At 59.6% G+C, this 25,338-nt stretch carries 28 protein-coding genes and 1 pseudogene; 12 read left to right on the forward strand and 17 right to left on the reverse strand.

Going from position 1 to position 25,338, the window contains the following annotated elements:
* Positions 1 to 29: 29 nt before the first annotated feature.
* Positions 30 to 1,247, reverse strand: a complete 1,218-nt coding sequence (gene alaC, locus NK667_RS02630) for an alanine transaminase (protein ID WP_054044859.1) — start codon at positions 1,245 to 1,247, stop codon at positions 30 to 32.
* 139 nt (positions 1,248 to 1,386) lie between these two features.
* Between alaC and NK667_RS02635 the strand changes: the two genes are divergently transcribed.
* From NK667_RS02635 to NK667_RS02645, 3 genes are all read left to right on the forward strand, one after another.
* Positions 1,387 to 2,049, forward strand: coding sequence for a LysE family translocator (locus NK667_RS02635; RefSeq protein WP_054613770.1), 663 nt, complete (start codon positions 1,387 to 1,389; stop codon positions 2,047 to 2,049).
* Positions 2,050 to 2,117: 68 nt separating this feature from the next.
* Positions 2,118 to 2,603: a GyrI-like domain-containing protein gene (locus NK667_RS02640; protein ID WP_054613771.1), complete on the forward strand. Its 486-nt coding sequence runs from the start codon at positions 2,118 to 2,120 to the stop codon at positions 2,601 to 2,603.
* Positions 2,604 to 2,917: 314 nt separating this feature from the next.
* Complete coding sequence (locus tag NK667_RS02645) at positions 2,918 to 3,406, forward strand: GNAT family N-acetyltransferase (protein WP_054613772.1); 489 nt, start codon at positions 2,918 to 2,920, stop codon at positions 3,404 to 3,406.
* Between the two features lie 118 nt (positions 3,407 to 3,524).
* Here the strand turns inward: NK667_RS02645 and NK667_RS02650 are convergent, their stop codons facing one another.
* Positions 3,525 to 4,010 carry a GNAT family N-acetyltransferase gene (locus tag NK667_RS02650; RefSeq protein WP_054613773.1) on the reverse strand — a complete coding sequence of 162 codons (486 nt, stop codon included), beginning with the start codon at positions 4,008 to 4,010 and terminating at the stop codon, positions 3,525 to 3,527.
* A 141-nt stretch (positions 4,011 to 4,151) separates the two neighbouring features.
* On the opposite strand from NK667_RS02650, the gene NK667_RS02655 reads away from it, so the two are divergent.
* From NK667_RS02655 to NK667_RS02670, 4 genes are all read left to right on the forward strand, one after another.
* Positions 4,152 to 4,577, forward strand: coding sequence for a YybH family protein (locus NK667_RS02655; RefSeq protein WP_054613774.1), 426 nt, complete (start codon positions 4,152 to 4,154; stop codon positions 4,575 to 4,577).
* 94 nt (positions 4,578 to 4,671) lie between these two features.
* Positions 4,672 to 5,016, forward strand: a complete 345-nt coding sequence (locus tag NK667_RS02660; RefSeq protein ID WP_054044847.1) for a YciI family protein — start codon at positions 4,672 to 4,674, stop codon at positions 5,014 to 5,016.
* Positions 5,017 to 5,043: 27 nt separating this feature from the next.
* The gene (locus NK667_RS02665; RefSeq protein WP_054044845.1) at positions 5,044 to 5,535 is read left to right on the forward strand and encodes an SRPBCC family protein; all 492 of its coding nucleotides are present in this window, start codon (positions 5,044 to 5,046) and stop codon (positions 5,533 to 5,535) included.
* Positions 5,535 to 6,770, forward strand: coding sequence for an RNA polymerase sigma factor (locus NK667_RS02670; protein ID WP_054613775.1), 1,236 nt, complete (start codon positions 5,535 to 5,537; stop codon positions 6,768 to 6,770). Before NK667_RS02665 ends, NK667_RS02670 begins: the two co-directional genes overlap by 1 nt.
* Positions 6,771 to 7,183: 413 nt before the next feature.
* Here the strand turns inward: NK667_RS02670 and NK667_RS02675 are convergent, their stop codons facing one another.
* Positions 7,184 to 8,038, reverse strand: a complete 855-nt coding sequence (locus tag NK667_RS02675) for a LysR family transcriptional regulator (RefSeq protein ID WP_054613777.1) — start codon at positions 8,036 to 8,038, stop codon at positions 7,184 to 7,186.
* A gap of 89 nt (positions 8,039 to 8,127) precedes the next feature.
* Between NK667_RS02675 and NK667_RS02680 the strand changes: the two genes are divergently transcribed.
* Entirely contained in the window at positions 8,128 to 8,565 is a 438-nt protein-coding gene (locus NK667_RS02680) for a multidrug/biocide efflux PACE transporter (protein ID WP_054613778.1), read from the forward strand.
* Between the two features lie 150 nt (positions 8,566 to 8,715).
* Here the strand turns inward: NK667_RS02680 and NK667_RS02685 are convergent, their stop codons facing one another.
* The gene (locus NK667_RS02685) at positions 8,716 to 9,642 is read right to left on the reverse strand and encodes a LysR family transcriptional regulator (RefSeq protein ID WP_054613779.1); all 927 of its coding nucleotides are present in this window, start codon (positions 9,640 to 9,642) and stop codon (positions 8,716 to 8,718) included.
* A 113-nt stretch (positions 9,643 to 9,755) separates the two neighbouring features.
* On the opposite strand from NK667_RS02685, the gene NK667_RS02690 reads away from it, so the two are divergent.
* A complete protein-coding gene (locus NK667_RS02690) occupies positions 9,756 to 10,607 on the forward strand; it encodes an NmrA family NAD(P)-binding protein (protein WP_054613780.1) in 852 nt (283 codons plus the stop codon).
* Between the two features lie 105 nt (positions 10,608 to 10,712).
* Here NK667_RS02690 and NK667_RS02695 read toward each other — a convergent pair whose 3' ends face one another.
* The 4 genes from NK667_RS02695 to NK667_RS02710 form a co-directional block, all read right to left on the reverse strand.
* The gene (locus NK667_RS02695) at positions 10,713 to 11,435 is read right to left on the reverse strand and encodes a TylF/MycF/NovP-related O-methyltransferase (protein ID WP_054044827.1); all 723 of its coding nucleotides are present in this window, start codon (positions 11,433 to 11,435) and stop codon (positions 10,713 to 10,715) included.
* A complete protein-coding gene (locus NK667_RS02700; protein WP_054613781.1) occupies positions 11,432 to 12,298 on the reverse strand; it encodes a phytanoyl-CoA dioxygenase family protein in 867 nt (288 codons plus the stop codon). The genes NK667_RS02695 and NK667_RS02700 overlap by 4 nt, the downstream gene beginning before the upstream one ends.
* Before the next feature lie 281 nt (positions 12,299 to 12,579).
* A complete protein-coding gene (locus NK667_RS02705) occupies positions 12,580 to 14,193 on the reverse strand; it encodes an inorganic phosphate transporter (RefSeq protein WP_054613782.1) in 1,614 nt (537 codons plus the stop codon).
* 276 nt (positions 14,194 to 14,469) lie between these two features.
* Positions 14,470 to 15,492: a transporter gene (locus NK667_RS02710; protein WP_054044822.1), complete on the reverse strand. Its 1,023-nt coding sequence runs from the start codon at positions 15,490 to 15,492 to the stop codon at positions 14,470 to 14,472.
* A 382-nt stretch (positions 15,493 to 15,874) separates the two neighbouring features.
* On the opposite strand from NK667_RS02710, the gene NK667_RS02715 reads away from it, so the two are divergent.
* Positions 15,875 to 16,318, forward strand: a complete 444-nt coding sequence (locus NK667_RS02715; RefSeq protein WP_054613783.1) for a hypothetical protein — start codon at positions 15,875 to 15,877, stop codon at positions 16,316 to 16,318.
* A gap of 306 nt (positions 16,319 to 16,624) precedes the next feature.
* Here the strand turns inward: NK667_RS02715 and NK667_RS02720 are convergent, their stop codons facing one another.
* Both NK667_RS02720 and NK667_RS02725 read right to left on the reverse strand, forming a co-directional pair.
* Positions 16,625 to 16,930: a PepSY domain-containing protein gene (locus NK667_RS02720; RefSeq protein WP_054044816.1), complete on the reverse strand. Its 306-nt coding sequence runs from the start codon at positions 16,928 to 16,930 to the stop codon at positions 16,625 to 16,627.
* Between the two features lie 217 nt (positions 16,931 to 17,147).
* Positions 17,148 to 18,275 (reverse strand): glycerophosphodiester phosphodiesterase, encoded by a 1,128-nt coding sequence (locus tag NK667_RS02725; protein ID WP_054044815.1) that lies wholly within the window; start codon positions 18,273 to 18,275, stop codon positions 17,148 to 17,150.
* 235 nt (positions 18,276 to 18,510) lie between these two features.
* Here NK667_RS02725 and NK667_RS02730 point away from each other — a divergent pair, with 235 nt between their 5' ends.
* The gene (locus tag NK667_RS02730; RefSeq protein WP_054613784.1) at positions 18,511 to 18,837 is read left to right on the forward strand and encodes a DUF2025 family protein; all 327 of its coding nucleotides are present in this window, start codon (positions 18,511 to 18,513) and stop codon (positions 18,835 to 18,837) included.
* 126 nt (positions 18,838 to 18,963) lie between these two features.
* On the opposite strand, the gene NK667_RS02735 is transcribed toward NK667_RS02730, so the two are convergent.
* Both NK667_RS02735 and NK667_RS02740 read right to left on the reverse strand, forming a co-directional pair.
* A complete protein-coding gene (locus NK667_RS02735; protein ID WP_054613785.1) occupies positions 18,964 to 19,287 on the reverse strand; it encodes an antibiotic biosynthesis monooxygenase family protein in 324 nt (107 codons plus the stop codon).
* The gene (locus tag NK667_RS02740; RefSeq protein ID WP_054613786.1) at positions 19,284 to 20,003 is read right to left on the reverse strand and encodes a CTP synthase C-terminal region-related (seleno)protein; all 720 of its coding nucleotides are present in this window, start codon (positions 20,001 to 20,003) and stop codon (positions 19,284 to 19,286) included. Before NK667_RS02740 ends, NK667_RS02735 begins: the two co-directional genes overlap by 4 nt.
* Positions 20,004 to 20,206: 203 nt before the next feature.
* Between NK667_RS02740 and NK667_RS02745 the strand changes: the two genes are divergently transcribed.
* Positions 20,207 to 21,148, forward strand: coding sequence for a LysR family transcriptional regulator (locus tag NK667_RS02745; RefSeq protein ID WP_083471273.1), 942 nt, complete (start codon positions 20,207 to 20,209; stop codon positions 21,146 to 21,148).
* Here NK667_RS02745 and NK667_RS02750 read toward each other — a convergent pair.
* The 5 genes and pseudogenes from NK667_RS02750 to NK667_RS02765 form a co-directional block, all read right to left on the reverse strand.
* Positions 21,145 to 21,693, reverse strand: coding sequence for a DUF1003 domain-containing protein (locus NK667_RS02750; protein WP_054613788.1), 549 nt, complete (start codon positions 21,691 to 21,693; stop codon positions 21,145 to 21,147). The two genes, NK667_RS02745 and NK667_RS02750, sit on opposite strands and share 4 nt — an antisense overlap.
* A gap of 232 nt (positions 21,694 to 21,925) precedes the next feature.
* Positions 21,926 to 22,504 (reverse strand): methyl-accepting chemotaxis protein, encoded by a 579-nt coding sequence (locus tag NK667_RS32740; protein WP_413786140.1) that lies wholly within the window; start codon positions 22,502 to 22,504, stop codon positions 21,926 to 21,928.
* Positions 22,478 to 23,245: pseudogene (locus tag NK667_RS32745) on the reverse strand (PAS domain-containing protein); the annotation flags it as partial. The pseudogene NK667_RS32745 and the gene NK667_RS32740, both read right to left, overlap by 27 nt.
* Positions 23,246 to 23,438: 193 nt before the next feature.
* On the reverse strand, positions 23,439 to 24,515 hold the full coding sequence (locus NK667_RS02760) for a diguanylate cyclase (RefSeq protein WP_054045759.1): 1,077 nt from the start codon (positions 24,513 to 24,515) through the stop codon (positions 23,439 to 23,441).
* A 159-nt stretch (positions 24,516 to 24,674) separates the two neighbouring features.
* Positions 24,675 to 25,283 carry a TetR/AcrR family transcriptional regulator gene (locus tag NK667_RS02765; RefSeq protein WP_054613789.1) on the reverse strand — a complete coding sequence of 203 codons (609 nt, stop codon included), beginning with the start codon at positions 25,281 to 25,283 and terminating at the stop codon, positions 24,675 to 24,677.
* Positions 25,284 to 25,338 lie beyond the last annotated feature (55 nt).

Raw genomic sequence — 25,338 nt, forward strand, 5'->3', positions numbered from 1 at the left:
ATCAGGTATCGGATGTCAGTTAGAACGTATCAGGCGCTGGTTTTGGTGACTAACCCATCCGCCCGAAACATCCCGCGAATCCCGCGCACAGCCTGACGAATCCGGTCTTGGTTTTCGATCAGCGCGAAGCGCACATGATCATCCCCGTATTCCCCGAATCCTACGCCCGGCGAGACGCAAACCTTCGCTTCAGCGAGCATTTTCTTGGCGAACTCCAGCGAGCCCAGATGCGCATACGCCTCGGGAATCTTCGCCCAGACGTACATCGCCGCTTTCGGGTTTTCCACCATCCAGCCCAGTTCATGCAGGCCTTTGACCAGCACGTTGCGACGCTGCCGATATTGCTCGGCGATGTCTTTGACGCATTGCTGATCGCCTTCCAGCGCCGCAATCGCCGCCACCTGCAACGGCGTGAACGTGCCGTAGTCGTGATAACTCTTGATCCGCGCCAGGGCGTTGACCAGCTCGGCGTTACCAACCATGAAACCGATGCGCCAGCCCGCCATGTTGTAGCTCTTGGACAGGGTGAAAAATTCCACCGCAATGTCCTTGGCGCCGGGCACTTGCATGATCGACGGGGCTTTCCAGCCGTCGTAGACGATGTCGGCGTAGGCCAGGTCGTGCACCACCAAAACGTCGTACTGCTTGGCGAGGGCGATCACGCGCTCGAAGAAATCCAGCTCCACGCACTGGGCGGTCGGGTTCGACGGGAAGCCGAGGATCATCATCTTCGGTTTCGGGATCGAGCCGCGAATCGCGCTTTCCAGTTCGGCGAAGAAGTCCACGCCCGGAATCAGCGGCACCGAACGCACCTGGGCGCCGGCAATCACCGCGCCGTAGATGTGAATCGGGTAGCTCGGGTTCGGCACCAGTACGGTGTCGCCCTGGTCGAGGGTGGCCAGCATCAAGTGCGCCAGGCCTTCCTTGGAACCGATGGTGACAATGGCTTCGGTTTCCGGGTCGATATCGACCGCGTAGCGATCCTTGTACCAGTTGGAAATCGCCCGGCGCAGACGCGGGATGCCCTTGGACGTCGAATAACCGTGGGTGTCTTCGCGCTGGGCGACGGTCACCAGTTTTTCGACGATGTGCGGCGGGGTCGGGCCATCAGGGTTGCCCATGCTGAAATCGATGATGTCTTCGCCACGACGACGGGCGGCCATCTTCAGCTCGGCAGTGATGTTGAATACGTAAGGGGGGAGTCGATCTATGCGCGCAAAGCGGCGCGGCGAACCTGGGTTAGCCATTGGTGCCTCGGATAACGTGAGCGCCCGGAACCGTCCGAGCGACGCTGGCCACTGCGGTGGCCTGTGGCGGAATGTAAGGGCTGTTGTGGCAAACTGTCCAGCGTCTGTGTAAACAAAAATTTCCGAAGGAAACGGGTTGATGGAATTTAGCAGTGGCTTCTTGCTGAGCCTTTCGCTGTGCCTGGATATCGGCGTGGCCAACATCGCGATGATTACGCTGGCGATGCAACGCGGCTATTTTCAAGGCTTTGCGCTGGGACTGGGGACTTGTGTCGGTGACCTGATCTACGCTGTGCTGGCGCTGGCCGGGATGACGGTTTTGCTGCAATACGAAACCGTGCGCTGGGTGCTGTGGATCGGTGGTTCGGCGTTGTTGCTGTACTTCGCGGCGAAGATGATCTACTCGGCGATCCATCACGAAGCGGTGCTGGCCGAGGGCGCGGAGGTGGGACACAACTCCCATCGGCGTGAGTTTTTTCGCGGCATCTTCCTCGCCATGTCCTCGCCCAGCGCGATTCTCTGGTTCGCCGCCGTGGGCGGCACACTGATTGCCCGTTCCGGCGGCGGTGGTGCACTCAGCTCGGCATTGTTTCTTAGCGGATTTCTCTGCGCCGGGGTGCTGTGGTGCGTCGCTTTGTGCTTCGCGGCGAGTCACGGCGGCAAGTTGCTGGGCGACAAGCTGCTGCGCTACTCCTACATGGCATCGGCGGCGATCTTCTGCTATTTCGCGGTCTACGTGATCCTATCGGGCTATAACGAGTTTATCGGCAAAGCTGCCGTCGGGCAGGTTCCCGGGCTCTGACTGGGAGAATCGGGCAAGGCTTCTATACTCCCAGCCGAACCCACCCTTTTTGCACCAGGAGTTGAGTCATGGATGAGCAAACACGCGTCAAACCGGCCGAGCCACGCTTCGAGAGCGGGCACTTCCTGCTCATTGCCGGGCTTGGCGGTCGATTTACCCAGGAAACCTCCAAAAAAATCCCCGAGCTCTGGGAAAAGTTCATCCCCGAGATTGGCAAGATTCCTGGTCAAAAAAGCGAAGTGACCTACGGCATCTGCTGCAATCCCGACGGCATGGGTGGCTTCGAATACATCGCCGGCGTCGAAATCAGCAAACTCGACGACCTGCCGGACAAATACCGCTGGGTCGAGGTCCAGCCCCAGCATTACGCGGTGTTCGAGCACAAAGGCTCGCTGGACACCTTGCCCGACACCTTTCAATACATCTGGAAAACCTGGCTGCCGCAGTCCGGTCGTCAGGCGGCCGATGCCCCGGAGTTCGAGCGCTACAGCGAGGATTTCAACCCGAAGCTCAACACCGGCGTACTGGAAATCTGGTTGCCGCTCAAGGATTGAAAACCGCGAAAGGCGGACCCCTCGTCCGCCTCTCGATGGGTTATTTCCCCTGCTTCCACCGTCGCGCCCGCAACAGGTCGATGGACAACGTAATGAAGCCAAACGCGCTGATGCCCAACAGCATAAGAAGGCCGATCTGAACGCTGCTCATGGTGTTTCCCCCTATGGATGATCAGAGACAGGGACCACCAATAATCCGATTCACCGAGCAATGACAGCGCCTATACGCAGGCTTTACGGCGTCGGCGGTGATCGATATGAACACCTTATTCCTCTATGATCTGCCACCTCTCCAACGCTGAAACCGAGCTGCCATGAACACCGTAATCCGCCACGTCACCCCCGCCGACCTGGACCGTTGCTTCGCCATCGAAACCGTGGCCTACGAAGGCGACGAAGCCGCCACCCGGGAAAAAATCGCCACCCGCATCGCCACCTGGCCCGACGGATTCATCGTGGCCGAAGTCGATGGCGTTGTAGCCGGTTTCATCAACTCCGGTGCGGCGTTCGAGGTGGAAATGTCAGACGAAGCGTTCAAGGAACTGATCGGCCACGACCCGGCCGGACCGCATGTGGTGATCATGTCCGTGGTGGTGCACCCGGATTATCAGGGGCAGGGTTTGGCAAAGCGCTTGATGGGGGAATTCATTGAGCGGATGCGCGGTTTGGGCAAGTCCAGCATTCATCTGATGTGCAAGGAACTGCATATCCCGCTGTACGCCGGGTTCGGGTTCGCCTACATCAAGCCATCGGCGTCGGACCATGGCGGGATGGCTTGGCATGAGATGGTTCTCGAACTGTAAATCCTGAAGCACCGCAGAACCCTTGTGGGAGCGGGCTTGCTCGCGAAGACGGAGTGTCAGTCAGCATTTCTGTTGAATGTGAAACCGCATTCGCGAGCAAGCCCGCTCCCACACTGAATCAAAAGATCAGTCCCATCCGCCGCTCATACCCAATCCGCCCCTTATACGCCTCGCCGCTATCCACAAACCCAAACCTGGCATACAGCGCAATCGCCGTCTCATTGTCCGCATCCACCGACAACTCAATCCCCTTTATTTCCGGAAACGCCAGGCGCGCCGCCTCGGGCAGTGCTTGCAGACAGGCCTTGCCATAGCCTTTGCCCTGGGCGCGTTGATCGACTTGCAAGGCGTGCAACGTGGCGCTGTGTTCATTGGCCCAGGCCGGGAGTGCCGGTGGGCGTTTGAGCAGCAGGAAGGCGACGGGAATCCCGTCGACCAGCAAGGCAAAGCCTTTGACGCCGGGACTGGGTTTGGACAGCAAGGAGTGCAACGCTCCGTGGATGTCGCCGGAGAATTTGATTTGTTCTTTGTGTACTTCGATGGCCTCGACCTGCTGGCGCTGAAGCGCGTCCAGGTTTTCGTAAGGCACAAGTAGAGCTGTCACTGGAGTGTCCTTTTTCCACTGTAAACGGGCTTCGGATTCTAGCGAGTTTGTGTGGTTGGATTATTTTTATTTGTGTTGTCGATTCAACGTTACGCCGAACGACTAGAGGTGTCTTCACCACAAAAACCATGGAGAACCCGCATGAACTCGCAAACCCAAATCCATAACCTGATCGAAAACTATCGCCAGGCCGTCATCGCCAAAGACGTGGAAAAAGTCATGGCCCTGTACGCCGACGACATCGTCTCCTTCGACGCGGTCAAGGCCCTGCAATTCAAGGGCAAGCCTGCCTATCGCGCGCATTGGCTGGCATGCATGGAAATGTGCCCCGGCCCGCACATTTTCGAGTTCCACGAGATCGATATCGAGCCGTCTCAGGAGATTGCCTTCGCCCATTTTCTGGCCCATTGCGGCGGCACCAATGACAAGGGTGAAACCCAGGCTTGCTGGATGCGCGGCACCCAGTGCTATCGGCAAGAAGCGGGGCTTTGGCAGATTGTGCATGAACACTGGTCGGCGCCGTTCGACATGACCAGCGGCGCCGCGCTGTTCGAGCTGAAACCCTGATCGTCGGGGCTTACTAGTCGGAGCTTACTCGTCGGAAAAAGCGCCAAAGCATCAAACAGCAGCCATAGTTGATCAGCCGATCACGGAGAGTCCCATGAAGTACCTATGCCTGGTTTATAGCAACGAACAGGCGTTGCACTCACTGCCCGACAGCCCCGAAGACGCCGAGTGCATGGCCTATGCCGAGTCGATCCAGGGCAGTGGCCGGATGATCGCCGCCGAGGCGCTGGAGTCGGTGCAGACCGCCACCACCGTGCGGATGCGCAACGGCAAGTTGTCGATCACCGACGGCCCGTTCGCCGAAACCAAGGAGCAGTTGGCCGGCTTCTACCTGATCGATGCCAAGGACCTTAACGAAGCCATCCAGGTCGCCGGCGACATCCCGGCGGCCCGGGTCGGCTGTGTCGAGGTGCGTCCCGTTCGCCAGTTGAATCCCTGAACAATCAAAAATAAACAGGAGATCTGCATGAGCCCGCAACCCTTTAAAAAACAGCCTGCCGAATTCGAGTTGTCGATCAGCCGCTTGATCGACGCGCCACGGCGCAAAATCTTCCGTGCCTGGACCGAGCCGACGTTGCTAGCCCAATGGTGGGGGCCGCATGGCATGACCACGCCGGAGTGCGAAATGGACCTTTGGGTAGGCGGGCAATTTCGCACCCTGATGCGCGCGCCCGATGGCACGGAATACCCGACCATGGGCGTGTTCCTGGAGATCGTCGCGCCGGAACGGCTGGTGTTCACCGACGCGTTTATTCCTGGCTGGATTCCGTCGGGCAAACCGTTCATGAGCGCCGAAGTAACCCTCGAAGACAAGGACGGCAAAACCCTCTACACCGCTCGCGCCATGCATTGGAGCGAAGAGGATCGGCAAGCCCACGAGGCTATGGGGTTTCACGACGGTTGGGGGCAGAGCCTGGATCGGTTGGTGACGCTGGTGACCGAAGGCATGCCGGACTGATGTCCGCCGAGTCGGTCAAGGCGCGGGTCGAACAGGTCTACCGCGAAGACTCGCGGCGAATCCTCGCGACGCTGATCCGTTTGCTCGGCGATTTCGACCTCGCCGAAGAGGCCTTGCACGAGGCGTTCTTCGTCGCGGTCGAGCGCTGGCAGCGTGACGGCGTGCCGGACAATCCGCGTACCTGGCTGGTGTCCACGGGGCGCTTCAAGGCGATTGATGTGTTGCGACGGCGTGCGCGTTTCAAGGCGTCGCGCCCGTTGCTGATCGCGCAACTTGAAGAACTGGAGCAGGCCGACTGGAGTGACGAAGACGTGGAAGACGATCGCTTGCGTCTGATCTTCACCTGCTGTCACCCAGCCCTCGCGGCGGACGCCCAAGTGCCGCTGACCCTGCGCGAAGTCTGCGACCTGACCACGGAAGAAATTGCTCGGGCTTTTCTCTCGGCGCCGGCCACCATCGCCCAGCGCATCGTGCGCGCCAAAGCCAAAATCCGTGACGCGAAAATCCCTTACCAAGTGCCGTCGCTGGCTGAGTTGCCCGAGCGTCTCGACAGCGTATTGCGGGTGATTTACCTGGTGTTCAACGAAGGTTACTCGGCCTCTGTCGGCGCCGAACTGACCCGGGAAGAACTGACCCGCGAAGCGATTCGTCTCGGGCGGTTGCTGGTGGAGTTGTTGCCCGAGCCTGAGGTGATGGGGTTGCTGGCGTTGATGCTGTTGCACGAATCGCGACGCCCGGCCCGGACCTCGGACACTGGCGAGTTGATCCTGCTGGATGAACAGGACCGTTCGCTGTGGGACGCCGGGATGATTGCCGAAGGTTGTGCGCTGGTGGAGCGCGCGCTGACCTTTCGGCGCTTCGGGCCTTACTGCCTGCAAGCAGCGATCGCGGCGGTGCATGCCGAAGCGCCGACGGCGGGGGAGACCGATTGGCCGCAGATTGTCGGCCTGTACGACTTGCTGCTGCGGGCGGTGCCTTCGCCGGTGATCGAACTCAACCGCGCGGTGGCGTTGGCCATGCGCGATGGGCCGTTGGCGGGGTTGACGGTGGTTGAAGATATTTTGGCGCGAGGGGAGTTGCAGGATTACCACCTGGCGCATTCAGCGCGGGGGCAGTTTTGTCGGCAGTTGGGAAGGGTGGCCGAGGCGCGGTCGGCGTATGAACGGGCGTTGGCGTTGACGCAGCAAGAGCCGGAGCGGCGGTTTATTGAAGGGCGGCTCAGGGAGCTGGAGTGATGTGGTGGGGCTGCCGGCCTCTTCGCGAGCAAGCCTCGCTCCTACAGGTTCAGGTCGAGTGATCGACTCGATACTGTAGGAGCGAGGCTTGCCCGCGAAGGGTCCAGCAGCATCAACAAAAAATAATCAGGCCTGCTGCCGAGTCACCGTCAACACAATCTCCCGAACACACACACACACACACACACGTTCTGCGGCTGCTGATACGCGTGGCTCTGCCGGTGATGCGCGGGTGAAAGCGGCATAAATCCCCCCGTAGCAGCTGTCGAGCACCGCGAGGCAGCGTTCGGCGGCGAAGCCGTCGTAAACCCTAAATATGCGGTCCACCTGACACACCGCGTCGTCTGATTTCACGACGGCTTCGCCGCCGAACGCAGCCTCGCGGTGCTCGACAGCTGCTACGGGGAGCATCGCTATTCCAACATCTTGCTCAACAACCAACTCCCCGCTGGCCCCGGCGGATGCAGCCTTGACCACAGCGCATCGACAAACAGTGGTTTCGGCCAGCCGCGCACATCCAGTTCCACCAGCACCCCCGCGCCAAACCGTCCCACCAGCCAGCGCGGCAGCGGTGCCCAGCCGAATCCGCCCTGGGCCATTTCCAGCAGCATCAGGTAACTCGGCGCCGACCACACTCGACCCTTCGCGCGACTTTCATACGGATTGACGATGGTCGCCAAACGCAACTCCCGATGCTGCTGCAGCACGTCCTGATCAATCCCGCTCAGTGTCGCCAACGGATGGGTTTGTGAGACGAACAAGGCGATTTCCGTGTGCTCATCGACCGTCGAACTGACCAGGTCCGGCGGATAGCTGTCCTGCATTTCGGCGAACGCGACATTGGCTCGACCGCGTTGCACCAGCGCCACCAGGTCATCGCATTCGGCGATCAGGCATTCAAGCTCCAGGTCTGGATAGCGCTGCTCGAACGCGCTGAGGGCTGCTTCGAAACGGTCGGACTGATAGGTGTCGGAAATCGCCACCGTCAGCTTCGCCTCGACCCCTTGGGACAATTGACTGGCGGTCATTTCCAGGCGACTGGTGGCGGCGAGGATGTCCTCGGCCCGTTGCAACATCACGTGCCCGGCCGGGGTCAGCGTGGGCTTGCGGCTGCTGCGGTCGAACAGGGTCAGGTTGAGATCGATTTCCAGGCTCGCCACAGCGGCACTGATGGTCGACTGACTGCGCCCGAGTTTGCGCGCCGCTGCGGAAAACGAGCCTTGGGTCGCCGCCTGGACAAACGCCAGCAACACTTCGTGAGAGGCCATGAACTATCGCCTTGATCGATGGTTATTGATTATGAAGTATCGGTGTGCTGACAGATCATGGCAACCACACTCACTCAGGGAGTCTGGCCATGAACGCCAACAAATCCATCACTGAACGTATTTTCCAGGCCATTGGTTTCGAACTGCTGGCCGTACTGATCTGTACCCCGCTGCTGGCCTGGGTCATGGACAAGCCGATGCTGGAAATGGGCGTCGCCACCATCGCCATCGCCGCGTTGGCCCTGGCCTGGAATGTGGTGTTCAACGGATTCTTCGACCGCTTGCTCAAGCGCTTCGAGATCGTGCGCAACGCCTGGGTGCGGGTGGTGCACGCGCTGTTGTTCGAAGGTGGTTTGATCGTGATGGGCGTGCCGCTGATTGCCTGGTGGCTGAGCATCAGCCTGTGGCAGGCGTTCCTGCTGGACATCGGTGTGCTGCTGTTTTTCCTGCCGTACACCTATGTTTACCACTGGGGGTATGACGTGGTGCGGGAGCGGATGGTTTTGCGCTCCTCTTGCCAGGGCTAAAGACCTTGTAGCAGCTGTCGAGCACCGCGAGGCCGCGTTCGGCGGCGAAGCCGTCGTGAAATCAGACTATGCGGCGTGTCAGGTAGACCGCGTATTCAGGGTTTACGACGGCTTCGCCGCCGAACGCGGCCTCGCGGTGCTCGACAGCTGCTACACGGGGCCCGTCGTCTCGCCACACAACTCACTCACAAACGCCAAAAACGCCCGCACCTTTGCCGCCGGCAAATGCCGCGACGGGTAGAGCGCATACAACGGAAATCGCTCATCCGGCCAATCGGGAAACAACTCCACCAACCGTCCTTCCGCCAGCGCCGGGGCAATCCCCAAATCCAAAACCTGGGCAATCGCCTCGCCACTTTCGCAAACGCTGTGCAACGTACCGACATCGTTAACCAGCAACCGGCAATGCGGCTGCACATGCAGCACCGCGCGCCCCGGACGATGAAACTCCCAGCCAAACGGCCGCGCCGTCTGCGGGTCGCGAAACTGCACGCAGACATGCCGCTCATCTTCCATGTCCAGCGGCGCCAGCGGCCGGCCATGTCGTTTCAGATACGCCGGCGAAGCGAGGGTCAAAACCCGTACGTCCAGCAACTTGCGCGCCACCAGTGACGAAGACTGCGGATGGCCAAAGCGCACCGCCAAATCGAAGCCGTCCGCCACTATGTCACCCAGTTGATCGCGGGTTTGCAGTTCCAGGTACAACTCCGGATAACGCGCCATGAACTGCCCGAGCTTCGGGCCCAGAATTAGTCGCGAGAAATACGGGTCCATGTTCACCCGCAACCGACCGCGCACTTGCGTAGCGCTGGTCGAAGCCGAGTTCGCCGCCTCTTCCAGACTGGCCAGCAGCGGTGCGATTTCACCATGGAAGCGCCGGCCTTCATCGGTGAGCGTGACCGTGCGGGTGGTACGGTCGAACAGGCGGATGCCCAGGCGTTTCTCCAGTCGAGCGATGGCCCGGCTGACCCCCGATGGCGTCAGTTCCAGCACCTCGGCGGCCCGGACAAAGCTGCCGCCATCGACCACCGCGCTGAACACGCCCATGCCACTGGCGAGGCTGGCATCAAAGCTCATTGGTGACTCCCGATCATTTATGCAATGACATTCATGCTATCGGAGAATCTTAGCGCTCGGCTCACTATTCTGCCCATCGCGACAACCGTCGCCATCCAGCAGGAGAACAGCTGATGTACGCAGTCATGGGGATTACCGGGAAAGTCGGCGGCGCGGTCGCCCGTACATTGCTGGCCGCCGGGCACAAGGTCCGCGCGGTGGTGCGCAGTGTCGATAAAGGTGCGGTGTGGGTGCAACAGGGGTGTGAACTGGCGGTGGCCGATGTCGATGATCGCGACGCCATGGCCAAGGCGTTCACCGGTGTGGCCGGGGTGTTTGTGATGATGCCGTCGAATTTCGACCCGTCGCCGGGCTTCTCGGAAACCCGGCAAGTGGCGGAGAACATTCGCTCGGCGCTGGAAGTCGCTCAGCCAGGCAAAGTGGTGGGGCTGTCGACCATCGGCGCCCAGGCCTCGCAACCGAACCTGCTCAATCAATTGCGTTTGCTGGAGCTGGCGTTATCTACGCTGGCGCTACCGGTCACCCTGCTGCGCCCCGCCTGGTTTATGGAAAACGCCTTGTGGGATGTCGAGCACGCGGTTGGTTCGGGCAGGATCCCAAGCTTCCTGCAACCTCTGGATAAACCGGTGCCGATGATTGCCACCGCCGACGTCGGTCGCGTCGCTGCAGAGCTTTTACTGGAGGCGTGGAGCGGTCAGCGCATCGTCGAACTGGAAGGCCCGCAACGGATTACGCCGCTGCAACTGGGCGCCGGTTTCAGCGAATTGCTCGGCAAACCGGTGCGCATGCAAGTCGTGCCTCGTGAGACGTGGCAGGGATTGTTTGAAAGTCAGGGGATGAAATATCCGCTGCCACGGATGCAGATGATCGATGGCTTCAACGAGGGCTGGATCGAGTTTGAAGGCGAACCGCGCAAGGGCCGGGTCGAGTTGTTGACCGTTCTCAAGCAACTGCTGACGAATTAACTTGTAGGAGCGAGGCTTGCTCGCGAAGGCGGTGGGTCAGTCAGCATTGAAGTTGACTGACACGGCCTCTTCGCGAGCAAGCCCGCTCCCACAGGGGATGATGCGTTAGACGTGGAAGTAGCCTACGCAGGAGTCGAACGGCAGGCGCTTGAGTTCGATTTTGTTCAGGTCCAGCACTTCGCGCAGGGCTTTGGTTTCGCCCGGGAAGTTGCGGTAGGCGACTTCGTCCAGGACCACGACCGCGCCTTTTGGCATGTATGGCAGGAAGGTTTCCAGCGCGACTTTGGTCGATTCGTACAGGTCGGTGTCGAGGATCAGCATCGCCACCACCAGGTCAGGACGGGTCTTGACCCACTCTGGCACGGTCTTGACGATGTCGCCTTTCACCAGCTCACAGCGCGGAATGCGGTTGACCGGGCGCAGCAGGTCGTTGGCGTCGATCATGTCCTGGATCAGCGATTGGTCGGTGTCGGAGAACATGGTCTCGTTGACGTCCGCCGGGTCTTCTTTCTTGTCGATGCTCTGGAAGCCTTCGAAGGTGTCGAAGCCAACGATCGAGCGGTTGATCGCATACGGTTCCAGGATCATCGACAAGTGCATGTACAGCATCAGCGAGTTGCCCTTGTACACGCCGCACTCGATGATCGCGCCCGGTACTTCAGCAACTTTCTTGAACAGTTCCATGCGCGACAGCGCAGCGGTCACGCCAATGCGGTTGGCAAAGACGAACGGCGCGTCGGCCACGTACTCGGCATCAACCCGTTTCAAAACGTTGGCACGGGTTTCGTTGTACTGGGCCTCGGCGGGCGTGATGCGACGCTTGGTCATTGCTGGATTCCTTGGAAATTCGAAAAGTCGTGGGCGTGGAAATAGTCTTTGAAACCGGCGCCGACGTCAGGGCAGGCGCTGTCGACGTTGATCGCGCCGCGCTGGTGCTTGAGGTCGTCGAGGTGCATCAGGCGGAAGTCCACGCTGAAGCGGGTCTGTTGCGTGTGGTTCGGCACAGTACCGTGCAAGTGCGAACCGGAGAAGATCAGCATGTCACCGGTGTTGCCGGCCACGCGCACTTCGGAGGCGGTGTTGATCGCTTCCAGCGGCACCGGGTGCACACGGGCTTCCTCTTTGAGGTTTTCCTTGGCTTTGTGCCGCTGGTTGCTGATCCAGTCGTTGAGGCTCCATTCGCTGGACGTGTTTTTCACCGGCACGTCGAAGTAGCCGCCGTTGATCATCATGGTCTGGTCGGGGCTGATGGTGTGCACCGGCATCCAGGTGTTGATCTGGCAATCGACGCTGCCGTACCAGGTATCGCGATGGGGTTTGTAGGCGTAGCTGACGCCCGCATGCAGGTACTCGTAGTTGGGCACTACGCGAATCCGCGGCACGTCGAAAATGTATTCGCGCGGGTCGACACCGATTTCATCGATGAAGCTCAGGATCAATTCCTTGGCGCGCTGGCTGTTGGTGAACTGGCCCTTGAGGCGGGTCACCAATACTACGAATTCTTCCACCGGCATCAAGGTGTGCAGGGCCTGGTGGTTGGTCTCGCCGTTGAAGGCGGCGGTGATGCTTTCCTGGGCAAACGCGCACAGCTCTTTGGCGGCACGCAGCTCAGTGTTCAAGAAGATGTCACCGGCGTAGATGGCTTCTTTGAAGTCAGCTTTTTTCTGAAGCTGATTGATGTACAGGTTCACGGTTCTCACTCCTGAATGCATCGAGTCTCTAAGGAATCGGCAACACGTTAGCAAACTGAAGTGCGATCCATCGCTTGGCAGATCAATAAAGATGAAATTGGCAGAAATGGCGACGAAATGCGTTGTCCGGGCAAAAAAAATCCCGGCTCGGGAGATGAGCCGGGATGCTGGCTTTTGTAGGAGCGAAGCTTGCTCGCGAAGGCGGTCATTCAGTCAATATTTGCGTTGAATGTTACGCCGCCTTCGCGGGCAAGCCTCGCTCCTACAGGGTCCGGGGTGGGTCAGAACAGTTTGGTGAACAACCAATACAAGCTGCCCGACAACAGGATCGCCGCTGGCAGGGTCAGGACCCACGCCATCAGCAGGTTGCGGATGGTCTTCATCTGCAAGCCGCCGCCATTGGCGACCATCGCCCCGGCCACGCCTGAGGACAGCACGTGAGTGGTCGACACCGGCAAACCGAACATGTCAGCGGCGCCGATGGTCAGCATGGCCACGGTTTCGGCCGACGCGCCTTGGGCATACGTCAGGTGAGTCTTGCCGATTTTTTCACCGACGGTCACCACGATCCGCTTCCAGCCAACCATGGTACCGAGCCCCAACGCGATGGCCACGGCGATCTTCACCCACAGCGGAATGAAGCGCGTGGAGTTGTCGATCTGTTGCTTGAACAGTTGCAGCTTGCCGCTGGTGTCGGCGTCGAAGTTACCGACCTTGTTCTTGTCCATCAGGCGAATGGTTTCGCTGGTCAGGTACATGTCGTTACGCACGTTGCCCACGGCCTCGGCCGGGACTTTCGACAGCGAACCGTAACCCTTGACCTCGGCGCCGATGCTGCCGGTCAGGGCGGCGAGGGCCGGGACCAGTTGTGGCGTGGCTTCCTTGCTACGCACATAGTCGGAAAGGATAGGCCGCGGATCCGCCGGAGCCGGCAGCGGCGACGCCTTCACCAGGGCTTGCTGGGTGACTTCAGCCACGGCAGCGAACTGCAACGCCTGATCGGCTGGCATGGTGCGGTTCAGCGCATACGCCATCGGCAAGGTGCCGACCAGGATCAACATGATCAGGCCCATGCCTTTCTGGCCGTCGTTGGAGCCGTGGGCGAAAGACACGCCAGTGCAGGTCAGGATCAACAGGCCGCGAATCCACCACGGTGGCGGCGCATCGCCTTCCGGTGCCTTGTACAACGCGCGATTCTTGACGAAGGCGCGCAAGGCCAGCAGCAACAACGCGGCGCAGCCAAAACCTACCAGCGGCGAGAGCAGCAACGCGTAACCGATCTTGGTCGCTTGCGCCCAATCCACGCCGCTGGTGCCATCGCGACCGTGCATCAAGGCGTTCGCCACGCCGACACCGATGATCGAACCGATCAAGGTGTGCGACGACGAGGCCGGCAAGCCCAGCCACCAGGTACCGAGGTTCCACAGGATCGCGGCGATCAACAGGGCGAAAATCATGGCGAAACCGGCGGAGGAGCCGACTTGCAGAATCAGCTCCACCGGCAGCAACGCGATGATGCCGAACGCTACCGCGCCGCTGGAAAGCAACACGCCAAGGAAGTTGAAGAACCCGGACCAGGCCACCGCAAAGTTCGGCGGCAGCGAGTTGGTGTAAATCACCGTGGCCACGGCGTTGGCGGTGTCATGGAAACCGTTGACGAATTCAAAGCCGAGGGCGATCAACAGCGCCACGCCGAGCAGCAGAAACGGGGTCCAGGTGGTGACCACCGTGCCGAGTTCGTGCATGTCGTGCATCAGGCTGTACGCGGTGAACAACAAGCCGCTGGCCAATACCCCGAAGAAAACCACCAGGGTAAACAGGCCGGGTTTTTTGTTTAGCTGCGGTCTGGCGCTGCTGGCGGGCGCCTGGGCAGTCGTATAGGAAGGAGTAGCCATGCCGGACAATCCTGAGGAGGGAAGGAGTGTCGCCCATGATCGTTTCAAAATGTGACAGAGAGACTGCGGTGGGTCAGTGTTTGGGGTTTTTTGCACCCGTTGATCTGAATCCACCACGGATATGATGATGTCAAACGACCTGTGGCGAGGGGGCTTGCCCCCGTTCGGCTGCGAAGCAGTCGTAAAACCTACCGACGCCATATGACTGAAAGAATGCATGGGAGCGCTTCGCACTCCAACGGGGGCAAGCCCCCTCGCCACAGGGATCGGTGTGAATCAATAATCCTGGCGCTTACGGAACGCCCAGCGCCCGGCCAGCACGGTAAACGTCGCCACCAGTGCCACCAGAATCCAGAACCCTTCCGGGTCACCCGCCAGCGGAATCCCGCCCACGTTCATCCCGAAAAAACCGGCAATGATGTTGATCGGCAACGCCAACACCGTGACCACCGTCAGCGTAAACAACGTGCGGTTGCTCTGTTCGTTGAGGTTGGCGGCGATCTCTTCCTGCAACAACTTGATCCGTTCACCGAGGGCCGTGAGGTCGTTGATGATCAGCGCAAACTCCTCGGTGGACTTGCGCAGCTCCTTGACGTCCTCCTTCTGCAACCATTGCGGCGGGCGGTTGAGTAGACGCAGCAACGAGCCCGGCTCCAGCGCCAACAACCGTTGCAGGCGCACCAGCACCCGGCGATTGGCGCCCAGTTCGGCGCGGTTGGTCGACAATCGCGAGGAGAGCAATTCGTCTTCGATCTGATCGACACTCTGGCTGGTCTTGCGCACGATCTGCGTCAGCACTTCGCCTTGGTCACGCAGCAAGTGCACCAGCAACTCCAGCGGCGAACGAAAGCACTCGCCAGCCTTCACCGATGAACGCAACTTGTCCACCGAGTGCAGCGGTTGCAGGCGTGCGCTGATGATCAACTTGCTGCGGGCGCACACCCACAGCGTCGACACATCCGACGAAACCATGCTGCTGAGGTTGAACACCACATCGTTGACCACCGCCAGCAATGCCGAATCGACATGCTCGATACGCGTCGAACGCGAACCTTCGTGCAGCGCCTCGAAAAACTCCTCGGGCAATTCCAGATGGCTTTTCATCCAGCGCTCGCACGCGGCGTGGGCCAGGTTCAGGTGCAGCCAGAGGAATTCATCGCTGTCCTCCGATTGCTGCAAACAGCGCAATGCCTCGGCCGAATCAATCTCCCGACCGCGCTCACCGGGACGAAAACGGAAGCCGTAAAGCAGGCCGAACAAGTCAGTGTCGCGATGGGTGTGATCGATGGCGTGGTTCATGAGGTCTCGCTGAGAGGGGCGTCCGGCCGTAGCGCCTGTAGCACCTGTAGCAGCTGTCGAGCAACGCGAGGCTGCGTTCGGCGGCGAAGCCGTCGTCAGATTTGAGCACGCGGTTTACCTGAAGCACCGCGATGCATGATTTCACGACGGCTTCGCCGCCGAACGCAGCCTCGCGTTGCTCGACAGCTGCTACGGCAGGTACGGCGATTGCTACCGGGCATCATCGCAAGGTGTCTTGACGGTTTTGTGACGGTTTGAAGTGGGTGCTTGATCAGCACGCCTTTGTATCGGTTCACTTACCGAGCCGGTACACAGTCGATCTCAAGTGCGGCCAACCGATGTCGATGATGGACTTAACCTGAACCCACATAGGATGAGTCCCATGGTCAGCATCACCTCTGTCACGATCAATCAAACCCTGTCGACGCCGACGAGCAAAACCTCGATCAGCGATGGCACTACTGAAGACACCACCTCCGCCACTGCCGCCACCACAGATTCCAGCGATACCACCAAGGCATCTGGCGGTGCTGCGCCCGCTGGCGGCGGTAGCAGTTCAAGCAGCAGTTCTGAATCCGACACGGTGAAAGAATTGCGCAAGCAGATCGCCGAGTTGCAAAAGCAATTGCAGGAGGAACAGCAGCAACTGCAAGCGGCCCAGGCCAAGCAGGAAAGCGCTGATGCGAAAGCTGCCTCTGTAGCGGCGGTTCAGTCGCAGATCTCGGCGACTTCGGGCTCGTTACAGACCGCCACGGCGGCGTTGTTGCAGGCGTTGCAGGATGAGGGTGGCAGCACGGCCGGGTCGGTGGTCAGTACGACGGCTTAATCGGCTGAAGACATAAAAAAACGCACGATCCGAAAATCGTGCGTTCTTTTAACCATCGCAAAACCATGTGGGAGCGGGCTTGCTCGCGAAGACGGCAGTACAGTCAAAATTTGTATGACTGACACACCGCCTTCGCGAGCAAGCCCGCTCCCACAGGGATTGCGGTGATTATGTATCAAACCTGTAGGAGCGAAGCTTGCTCGCGAAGGCGGTGGGTCAGCTTGCATCGATCTCGGATGTGCCGCCGTCTTCGTGAGCAAGCTTTGCTCCTACAGGGGTTGTGGTGTCCCACAGGGGTTGCGGGGATCAGGTGTCTTGCTTGTTGCTCAGGACTTTGCCGGTGGCGGCATCGAAATCCACGTCCCATTCAACGCCTTGAGCGTCGCGCAGTTCGACTTCGTATTCGTAGCCGTTGAAGTGGTTGTCCAGATCGGTGTCGGTGATGGTCGCACCCGGATGCAGTTTCAGGGCAGCCTGGTTCAATTCTTCCAGAGGCTTGATCTTGCCGCTTTTGACCAGCTCAGGGATCTGGTCGACGCGTACATCGGCCTGGGCCATGCCAGCAGAGAGGGTCAGGGCAGCGGCGGTGAACAGGGCAGTCAGGGTTTTCATAAGCTTCTTTCCTTGGGTGATCTGTTTAAGTGGGCTCAGGTTATCCAGCGCAACTTAATTCACCCTTAAATTCAGCGGTGACCGCTAAAAGCATTCGCGAGCAAGCCCGCTCCCACCTGGATCGCCTGTGTACACAGATTCTGTGAACAACTGCGACCGAATGTGGGAGCGGGCTTGCTCGCGAAGAAGTCGACGCGGTGCCGCTATTGGCTACAGATCAATAACCGTTGTTCTGCAGCAATTGCGCAACAGTACCCGCCGCCGGACGCTTGTAGAATTTCAGCAATTCGCTGGCGCGGTTGGTGAAGATGCCGTCAACGCCGGCGTCCATCACTTTCTGGTAATCCACGGCATCGTCGATGGTGTAGACGTGCACCAGCATGCCCTGATCGTGGGTGTACTGGTTCATCCATGGCTTAACCAGGTCCGAGTAGCTCTGATCGCCGCCCTTGGTCAGCGCCGCCGAAGGACCGGTGCCGATTGCGCCCTGGGACTTGGCGTATTCGACCCATTGCTGGAATTCGGCTTTGTCTTTCGGCTCTTGCTTGGCGTAGTAAGTGGCTTTGTCCTTGTCGCCGGATTCGGCGAAGGTCACTTTGGATTTCGGCTCGATGCTGCCTTCACCAACCCACAGCAACAGGATCTTCGGTACTTTCGGCATTTCTTTTTGCAGCAGTTCGAGGCTGCTCTTCTCGAAGGTTTGCAGCACGACTTTGCCTTTACCCTGGCCGACCGCCAGTTCGCTCTTCGCCAGTTTCGAACCGGCCGGGCTCAGCCAGCCGCGATCCTGAAGTTTCTCCTTCAGGTCATGTTCGATGCCGGGGAATTGCTTCGGCTCTTTGGTTTCGATGTACAGGCCAGGCTTGTGCAGCGGATTGCTCTCGGCGATGTCGATGATTTCGTCGAGGGTCAGAATCTTCAAGCCAACGTAGGACGGACGCGCGCGATCCGGGTAAGCGGCGTTGAACCAGCTACCGGCATCGAGGGTTTTCAGCTCGCCAATCGTGAACTGGTTGGCCGGGGCGTCTTTACGATCAGGGAACTTGGTGGCGACGTCGGTGGTGCGCTGCAGATTGTTGTCGTGCAGGGCGAACAGCACGCCATCCTTGCTACGCTGCAAGTCCATTTCCAGGTAATCGGCACCCAAGTCGCGAGCCAGTTTGTAGGAGGCGGCGGTGGATTCCGGGGCATCGAACGACGCGCCGCGATGGGCAATGACCGCTGGATGCGGGATGCCTAACGTGGTCGCCAGTGCGGTGGGGCTGGGCTGGCCGGCGGCCTGTGCCTGGCCGAGGCCGAGCAGCAGACTCAGCAGCAGGGCGCTCTTGGTGAAGGTAACAGGCATGGTCGAGGTCCTTTCGCAGAGGTTTTCAAAGACGTACCTTTTAACAACTGAGCGCTGCGAGCGCTATCGCGAGACCGACATAAACGTGTTTAAAGCGATTTTTTTCAGCGCTTTTGTGCGGTTCTTTGCAGTACTCTTGGCCCCGGCAGTTTCCCCGGCAGAGGGAAATCCCTTCGAAACCTTGCGTGTAAACCATCGATCACCGGTCCCTTTGCGACCTTTTGTGAGGTTTATCATGCGCATCACTTCCCAGCTCATCTGCCAGGCCGCCGACCAACTCAAAGGCTTCGTTGGCCTCAATCGCAAGACCGGCCACTACATCGTGCGTTTCAGCGAAGATTCGTTCGGCATGGATGTGGCCGATGACGGCATCATTCCCACCAGCGAATTCGTCTGGGCACCGGGGTCGGATGAGGCGATGACGCTCAAACGTGAGTTGATCCAGTTGTTGCTGGATCAGAATATTGATGACCGGATCAATGTGACCGAGCCGTTGCGGGTGTATATGAATCGGCGGGAAGTGCCGGAGATTTCGGCGGTTCGGAGTTTGGTTCAGGGTTGAGATTTACGGTGACTGTGCTGGCCTCTTCGCGAGCAAGCCCGCTCCCACATGGGATCTGCGGCGCAAGCAAATCCCCATGTGGGAGCGGGCTTGCTCGCGAAGGCGTCCTCAAGAGCACCCCGTCATCTATCGTTTGAATTCATACGCCCGCTCAACCCGGCACACCCGCGTATGGCAATGCGCATACCACGTCGCCCGCCCACGCTCACGAATCGCACTGTGCTCAGGATGATGCTTCCACGCCAGAATCGCCGCCTCACTGACCCAATACGACACGGTAATCCCCAACCCATCCTCACCCCGGGCCGACTCCACACCGAGAAAACCCGGTTGCTCGCGCGCCAGTTCCACCATGCGCCCGGCCGCCTCGGCGTAACCCTGATCACCGTCGGTGCGCAGGGAGGTGAAAATCACCGCGTAGTAGTGAGGTGACGGCGTGTTGGCCATCATGATTTTTGCCTCGCGCAGGCTTCGACCAATGCGCGAACCAGCGGCGGCAACAAGCCCTTGAGCGCAGCGCGTTCCGGTTGGAACAGGGTGGCGACGAAGAACGGATGGCCTTTGAGTTCCACCGCCCGCAAATCGCCATTCGAATCGTGACCAACGGCGCTGAGTTGCTGGTTCAGTAATTCCCGTTCGAACTCTGGATTCACACCGTAGCGGCAACGATAGCCTTCATGAATCTCGGACTTTTCATACGCCTTGGCGAGCAATGAACCTTCAACCAGATGAATGCTGTCGACGGCTTCCACCAGTGAACATGTCAGCGGCGTGAGCAATGCCCGAGCAGCATCGGGGGATGTCTCGCCATGCTCGGCATCGGCCCAGCCCAGAACGTTGCGGGCATATTCCAGCACCGCATGTTGAAAACCGCCGCAGGTGCCGAGGAAAGGTCGCTGTTGTTCGCGGGCAAAGCGGATCGCGCGTAATGCGCCATCGGTGTTGCGATACGGGCTGGCGGGCACGCACCAGAATCCGTCGAAGGTGTTGAATCGGGTCGCTGCGTTGATCTGGTCAGTGGCCAACCATTGGAATTGCACGTCCAGGCCCGAGTGCTCGGCGGCCATGCCGAGGGCGATGGGGATGGCTTGGTGAGCGGTGACTTGGGGGTCGTAGTCACCGATTAGGGCGATGCGGATTTCTGGTGTAGGAGAAACAGTGTCCATTTGGTTTTCCTTCAATGCAGCGTTTACGAAAGTGTCGACAACCCCTGTGGCGAGGGAGCTTGCTCCCGTTCGGCGGCAAAGCAGTCGTCGCTTTTAGATAGTGGCCGCTTCGCAGCCCAGCGGGAGCAAGCTCCCTCGCCACAAAAGCCACAAAAGCCACAAAAGCCACAAAAGCCACAAAAGCCCCAGGCACACTTGCAGAGTTGTCCGTTTGTGGCAGCCACTATAGATTGGCGTTCACGCACTCAATATTGGCGTTAACCCAATTGATCAATGCACCAACGCACTATCGGCTGGACTACCCGGACCTTGCGCTGATCCTGGCCTTGGTCCGTGGCGGCTCTCTGGCCCGGGCTTCTCAGCTGTTGAAAGTCGATGTGTCGACGGTGTTCCGGGCCGTGCGCCGACTGGAAGCCGCGCTAGGCCAGCAATTGTTTGAAAAGAGCCGTGCCGGTTACTTGCCGACAACCTTGGCGCAATCCCTGGCCGAACAGGCTGAGCGCGCCGAACAGGCGCTGGACGCGGCGCGCATCGGCGTGGAGCAGGGCGGTGAAGTCATCAGCGGAACGGTGCGCCTGACCTGCACCGATTCGGTCCTGCAGGGATTGCTGCTGCCGGCGCTGGCGCAGTTCATGCCGTCGTATCCGGCGCTGACCATCGAGCTCAGCACCTCCAACGACTTCGCCAACCTCAGCCGTCGGGATGCCGACATTGCCCTGCGCCTGACCCGCACGCCGCCCGAACATTTGGTCGGACGTTGCCTGGCGCAGGTTGCGTATCGGGTCTGCGGCAGTGCGGCTTATCTGAAAACCGTTGATGCGACGGATCTGGCTGCTCTGACCTGGATCGCCCCGGACGACTTCCTGCCCGATCACCCGACGATTGCCTGGCGCCGTCAGCATTGGCCCGGCGTGGTGCCGGGTTATCGCTGCAACAGCATGTTGTCGGTGACGGAGTTGGTGCGGGCGGGGCTGGGTGTCGCGGCGTTGCCGGACTTTTTGATCGGCGATGGTTTGCAGGCGTTGACCGGGCCGTTGCAAGGTTGCGACACGGCCCTTTGGCTGCTGACCCGCCCGGACTGTCGCGCCTTGCGCTCGGTGGTGACGCTTTTCGATGAGTTGGGCCAGGCGCTGCGCTTGCCTTAAATCGGCGCCTTGGGCTCTTCCTTGCGTACAAATTGTTGATGCATTTCCGAGGTCAGGTTTTCGATGCGCTCGGTCAGGGCCTTGGTCATTTCGGTGAGGCGAGTGTTCTGTTCCAGCAGTTCGAGCAACTGCGCGGTGTTATGCGCGGCCTGGGCCTGGCGCTCACTGTTGGCGACGGCCAGGGCTTCGCGGTGCTGCGCGTCGGCGTCGGACTGAGCCTTATCCCGTGCGGCCTGGCGGGTCTGGGCCAGCAGGATCAACGGCGCGGCGTAGGCCGATTGCAGGCTGAACGCCAGGTTGAGCAGGATGAACGGGTAAAGGTCGAAGTGCGCCACGCCGAACAGGTTCAGGCAAACCCACAACACTACGATCAGGGTTTGCGCCCCGAGAAACGTCGGCGTGCCGAAGAACCGCGCAAACGCCTCGGCGCGCAGCGCGAACTTGTCATTGCCGAAGGTCGGCGCGAGGTGAGCGTGCGGGCGGTGGAAGCGCAGGTGATCGACTGGGGCGGCGGCAGGTTTGGTGTCGGACTTGGTTGAATTCATGGTGCGCTCGGCGAGGATTTGGGACTTGGCGTCACTATAGTCCTGCGCGGGCGTTCGTTAGCTGAATCGATGTTGAATGAGAGTCCGCCTTCGCGAGCAAGCCCGCTCCCACAAGGGATTTCCTGTTTACACAGATCTGTGTTCAACAGTGATCCCCTGTGGGAGCGGGCTTGCTCGCGAAGGCGGCGACACGGTTATCTGCCTGGCAAAAAAACCAATCCCCCTCACAACCTCAACCAGGAGCCCGCTCATTAGCAAACATGCTCACCGCCTTCACCGCATTACTCGCTCCATCGCGAATCTGCAAAATCACCGTCCCCGCCTGATTCGCCAGCTCAACCCCCTCCGCCGCCCGATCTCGTGTGCCGTCCATGCTTTTTATCGCCTGCCGGGTCTCACTGAGAATCAAGCCGATCATGGTTGAAATCTCCGCCGTGGAACCGCTGGTACGTGCGGCCAATAAGCGAACCTCATCCGCCACCACCGCAAACCCGCGCCCCTGTTCACCAGCCCGGGCCGCTTCGATGGCTGCGTTTAGCGCCAACAAATTGGTCTGGTCAGCAATCGCCCGAATCGTATTGACGATGGCGGTGATCTGCTCGGAACGCTCGCCGAGTTGGGCGATCAAGGTCGAAGACTCTTCGATATTGGCCGCGATTTCGCGCATCTCGCTGGCCGCCTGCTGGATCACCAGCGTGCCTTGCTCCGCGACTTTTCGGGTCTCCACCGAAATGTGATAAGCCTCGGTGGCGCTGCGGGCATCCTGGGCATGTTGCTCGACGCGGGCGGTGACATCCGAGGCGAACTTCACCACTTTGCACAAACGACCACCGGCGTCGTACACCGGGTTGTAGTTGGCTTCGAGCCAGACCGTTTGCCCGCGTTTATCGACGCGCTCGAACTGCCCATTAAACAACTCGCCCTGATTGAGCCGGCGCCAGAAGTCCTGATACGCACCGCTGTTCGCCAGTTCCGGGGTGCAGAAGACTCGATGATGTTTGCCCTTGAGCTCGGCCAGGCTGTAACCCATGCGGCTCAGGAAATTCTGATTGGCCGTGATGATGCTGCCGTCCAGGTTGAACTCGATCACCGCCATGGCGCGGTCGACAGCCTGCAACTTGGCGTTGCATTCGCTTTCATGTTGCACCCGGGCCGTCACGTCCATGGCGTACTTCACCACTGCCACCACCTGACCCGAGGCATCCTTGACCGGGTTGTAACTGGCCTCCAGCCAGATCGGCTGCCCCTTGCTGTTGATCCGCTCGAAAGTGCCCGACTCGAACTGGCCGCTTTTCAGCCGCGACCACAGTTGGGTGTACTGGCTGCTGCGGGCGAAATCTGGGGTGCAGAACTGGCGATGATGCTTGCCCAGCACTTGATCGCGTTCATAGCCCAGGGTCTTTAGAAAGTTGTCATTGGCGCGCAACACGACGCCGTCAAGATCGAACTCGATCACCGCCATGGAGCGATCAATCGCGTCCAAAAGGCCGGTTTGACTGGCAACAGTGTGCTGGAGTGCTTCAAGAGCGGATTTGTGGCGATTAAATAGCATGGTGGCAGCGCTCAACAAGAAGTGGGGAACAACCAAGGAGTCATCCCTATTCCTGCGCCTGCAGGCCGAAGACCAAGGTTGTCTTCGGCGTTGTCTGCTCAATGTCAGCGGTCCATGGCTGACAGATCAATACTTATACAAAACTTCATAAACTTGTACAAGGAGTCGATTTTATGACTGCTTGTACAACTTTTCAGGCGGACATGCGCTTGGTTGAGCCGCCGCTTGAAGAGCCCGACGCCACACTGATCTTGTTGCGCCCGGTGTTTTTTGCAGTGTAGAGGGCTTTATCGGCGTCGTTGAGCCAGGCAATCGCATCGGTAAACACGGTTTGGTAGGTGGCCAGGCCAATGCTCAGCTTGATTCGCAGCTCGGGCACATGCGGGTGGCGATACTCATTGAGCACTTCGCGCAAGCGTTCCATGACTTCCCAGGCTTGATGCAACGACAGGTTGGGCAGGATCACGCAAAACTCGTCGCCGCCATAACGGCCGGCCAGATCCAGTTCACTCAGGTTGCGCCGGAGTTCAAAGCTCATTTGACGCAGCACCGTATCGCCGACGATATGCCCGTAGGTGTCGTTGATTGCCTTGAAGTGGTCGATGTCGATCAACGCAATCACCGACGCCACGTGGTTTTGCCGGCACTGCTGGAACTTGACGTGCAACAGGTCCTTCCACGCGCCGTGATTGAGCAGGCCGGTCAAACTGTCGGTACGGCTCAAGGCGCTCAGGGCGCGTTTGTGTTCGGAGAGTTTGAACGCCAGTCGATAACACACCATCCCCACCGCTAACGGGTAAATGGTCAGCGACGGTAGGCAGGCCCAGACCTGGATCGGCGTGGCCGTCGGCGTAAACGCCGGGCCGAACACTAGCCAGGCAATACCCACGCCGGATATCTGCGCCAGGGCGCCCTGCAGAAACAACCTCGGGCCACCCGCCGCGACATTGTTCATCGTCATCATGGAAAGAATGGTGACGGTCACGATGGGGTTGAACTGAACGGCCGCAGCCCAGAAACCACCGCACAGCGAATCGCCGATGATGTTGCGACGTTCAGCTTGATAGGGATATGGCGAGCGGGAAGCCACCTGATAGGCGAAATGCGGCCAGACGAATCCATTGAGCAGCATCAGGATCCAGACCCAGCCCGGCATGTTCAGCGGATACAGCGCAGCGGTCACACAGATACAGCCAATGCCCAGGCCGACGGTTCTGGGCATGTAGATGCGTCGGGCAAACGAAAGGCCCTTGCCGCGTTGGTTTTCCATAATTCCCTGCGCCAGTTTCATTCTGAAACACTTTGCCGTGTTTTATTCAGAGCTACCGTTCATCGGTAATGCGGCAGACATTGTCATTTATTCCAACAGGAATAATCAGTGTCCTTGGGAGCCATATTACGTAGGGCGCAGGCGTGGCAGAGACTCGATCTAGAGCTGATAGCAGGCCAAAAACATGTCCATCGCCGACTCGACGACCTTGCTTTGTACATCCGGGGAAAGACCGGTTTGGCCCATGGAAATCTGCGGCCAAAATGCAAAGGACTTGAGCAACCCCTGGACCTGCTGCGCGGCAAACTCCGGGGCGACCGGTTTCAGTCGGCCATCGGCCTGGGCCGCGCGTATCCACAGGGTCAGGCCCTCTTCGCGTTCACCCATGCGGGTAACCATGTTCTGCGCGCGTTCGGGGGAATGGATGGTGGCGGCAATCGCCACTCGCGCCAGGTCGAGAAAGTTGTTGTCGCCCATCATCTGCACTTTCGCGAGCAGGATCTGACGCAGCTGATCGCGCAGGGGCAGGTCAGGGCGGTACGACGTTTCCTGCTCGGCCGTCACCCGCGCCCACAATTGATTAAGAATTTCAGCGAACAACTCTTCCTTGCTCGGGAAGTGGTTGTACACCGTGCGCTTCGACACCTCGGCAGTGGCGGCGATCTTGTCCATGCTGGTGATCTCGAAACCGTTGGCACGGAACTCGGTAATCGCCGCCTGGATGATGGCTTCGCGTTTTCGGTCGGTGAGGCGCTGTGGAGCTGTCATAAGTACGCTTCGGCAGGAAAAAGTGGAGAGTTACACTCGGCAGTTTACTTGTGAT

Source organism: Pseudomonas nunensis (genome assembly GCF_024296925.1).
Taxonomy (GTDB): Bacteria; Pseudomonadota; Gammaproteobacteria; order Pseudomonadales; family Pseudomonadaceae; genus Aquipseudomonas; species Aquipseudomonas nunensis.